3 protein-coding genes are annotated in these 2,306 nt (G+C 59.2%); 1 reads left to right on the top strand and 2 read right to left on the bottom strand.

What is annotated here, in order from left to right; genetic code table 11:
• Positions 1-69: 69 nt before the first annotated feature.
• Both GA0061098_RS45585 and GA0061098_RS43330 read right to left on the bottom strand, forming a co-directional pair.
• Positions 70-207: a hypothetical protein gene (locus GA0061098_RS45585; protein WP_165637991.1), complete on the bottom strand. Its 138-nt coding sequence runs from the start codon at positions 205-207 to the stop codon at positions 70-72.
• 504 nt (positions 208-711) lie between these two features.
• Positions 712-1,857 carry an ABC transporter substrate-binding protein gene (locus GA0061098_RS43330; protein ID WP_129591140.1) on the bottom strand — a complete coding sequence of 382 codons (1,146 nt, stop codon included), beginning with the start codon at positions 1,855-1,857 and terminating at the stop codon, positions 712-714.
• Between the two features lie 219 nt (positions 1,858-2,076).
• Between GA0061098_RS43330 and GA0061098_RS45880 the strand changes: the two genes are divergently transcribed.
• On the top strand, positions 2,077-2,306 hold a 230-nt coding region (locus tag GA0061098_RS45880; RefSeq protein ID WP_488226177.1), incomplete at its 3' end, for a transposase.

The following is a 2,306-nucleotide window of genomic DNA, read 5'->3' as shown; positions in this document are numbered from 1 at the left end:
CATTTGCCATCGTTCCACCTCCACCGATCAGCTCATGCCAGGCTGTATCGCGCGCAAGCCGAGGGGTGGCTAGGTGGGGGCCTCATGCCGGTTACCGACGATGTAGGACTGGAAGCAGAACCGCAGCATGCCTGCCGGGTCGAGGGCCGTAGGCTGCATCCAGCCGCGGTTCTCGACAAGCAGCTCCGGCGTCAGCCCGGTGATCATGTCGAGCGCCGGAATTAGGTGGTAAAAGATCGTGAGGAGGCGCGAGCGGGTTCGCTTCCTTCGCCCTCACAGCGCGCAGGGGATCCTGGCCGAGACCGTAGATGACCGTGAACATCCCATTAGGCCCGAGAACGACGACCCGGGCGAAGGTCCGCACGCCAGAACGCAGGCGAAATACGGCAGCCCGACCGCGGTGAGCAGGAAGGTGCGTAGCGCCGTTGCGCTGTGGTGAGTACTCGGCGATGGTATAGCCAAGCACGAAGGCGAGCGCCCTCACCGCGACGCTGATCTCCAGCGTATCGCGGAACACCGCCAGATCGACAGGGGTGATGCGCAGGAAATTTGCGAGCGTCCGATTTGGTTCCCCAATGAAAGTAACAGAAGGCCGAGGAGCGGCACACAAAGAGCGCACATGATTCCGGGCAGCAGCAGCCAAGCCCATCTTGGGGGGCTTGGCCGACGGCGAAGTTCAGCAAAGCCCTCGAAAGACCGTCGGCGCGGATGTTATTGTGCTCGCCATGCCAGCCAACGCTCCTGCACGTGTTCTGCGTTGGTCTTGCCATCCGGACGTTTCTCCAAAAACCAGGGAACGTCGTAGCGGACTGTCTTTGCCGCATTGTCAGGGCTTATACTAATGAGTTGCACCAGATCGGCTGGCAGGTACTTTAGCTGATTTAGGTTCGGGCTGGGAAAGTTGGTCTGTCGGGTAAAGGCGGCCGCCGTTTCGGCTCGATTCACAAATGCGATGAATTTCTGTGCATTGGCGCTGTTCGGCCCGCCCTGTACAATAATCCAGTAATTATCGGCAAGAGTAGCACCTTCCCATACCATGCGAATCGGGGCCCCCCGCTGGATAGCCGCCAAGGCTCGGCCATCATACACACTCGTCAGCGCATATTCACCGCTGATGAGAAGCTGTACGGGCTCGCCTCCTGCCGTCCACCACTTCGTGATGTGTGGCCTGATCTCGTCCAGCTTCTTCAGTGCCCTATCGACCTTATCATCAGTCAGTCGCCAGAGACCCTTGTGCGTGAAGCCATCAGCCATCAACGCGAACGCTAAATCAGCAACAAAAGAATTGGCGGAGAGTCCCCTCGGCCCCGGGAAATCCTTAATATTCCAGAAGTCTGCCCAGTTCTTCGGGGCGCCCTTCGGGAAAGCGCGTTCAGCATAAACCATCAGACCTGCGTTTTGGAATGCAACGACAGCGTCCTTAAGACGAGCAGGTTCCGGCACTCCCTTAAGAGCCTCGTCATCCCATAGGCTATAGTCGATAGGCATAAACGCGCCAGCCTGCTGTAGCTCCAAGTATGCTGGAAAAAACGGGTTGACAATGGCAACGTCCCAGTCGACCCGGCCAGCTTCGCGCATAGCCTTGATCTGAGGCTCGGCATTGTCAGCTGTCGCATCGACAACCCTGATGCCCGTCGCCTTCGTAAAAGGATCAGAGACATACTTACGCAGGTTTTCCGTATACGAGCCGCCATAACTGTAAACAACCACTTCGCCAGTGCCGGCGAGCTTTTCTTGCCCGAAGGCTGCCGTGGCTTTTGCAACAAACGGCACACTCAACAGCGCTGCCGACGATTGGAGGACCGAGCGTCGGCTCACGCGACGGCACGGAAGTTTACGAGACATCTGCTCGGACATGATTTCCCCTCTTTTGGAAGTCAACAGCTCAAGGGGCGCACATCTTAGCCTAAGGGACCGTAGCTTGTCGACAGAGCAGGATTTCAGCAATTCTCGGCGCCACGTCGACGAAATCCCGCGTCTTTGCCCCACAGCTAGACGGTTTGACAATACGACGCTGTGAACCTCCTCCGAATTGATGGACACCTGTAGTAGGCTCGAGGAGCCAGGAGGTGTCGAATGGAAGGGCGTCAACGTCGGTCGTTTACGGACTACAAGCGGCGGGCGTTTGATCTCGTAGTGTCGAGCGGGCGCTCGATCGGATCTGTGGCCAAGGAGCTTGGCCTGCGCGATTCCGTGCTGCGGGCGGTGGGTGGAGCAGCGAGGGGCCCGGCTGGAGCCGACGGCGGCGAGGCGGCGCCCCACAACGCAGGCGACGCTGCCGTCGGCGGACCACGCGGCAGAGATGG

The organism is Bradyrhizobium shewense (genome assembly GCF_900094605.1).
GTDB lineage: Bacteria > Pseudomonadota > Alphaproteobacteria > Rhizobiales > Xanthobacteraceae > Bradyrhizobium > Bradyrhizobium shewense.
The sequence above is the reverse complement of the archived record's forward strand: the minus strand, read 5'-3'. Positions and strand labels throughout refer to the sequence as shown.

Coding starts and splice junctions, on each gene's coding strand:
- GA0061098_RS45585 (WP_165637991.1), bottom strand. CDS start 207: ATGATCACCGGGCTGACGCCGGAGCTGCTTGTCGAGAACCGCGGCTGG.
- GA0061098_RS43330 (WP_129591140.1), bottom strand. CDS start 1,857: ATGTCCGAGCAGATGTCTCGTAAACTTCCGTGCCGTCGCGTGAGCCGA.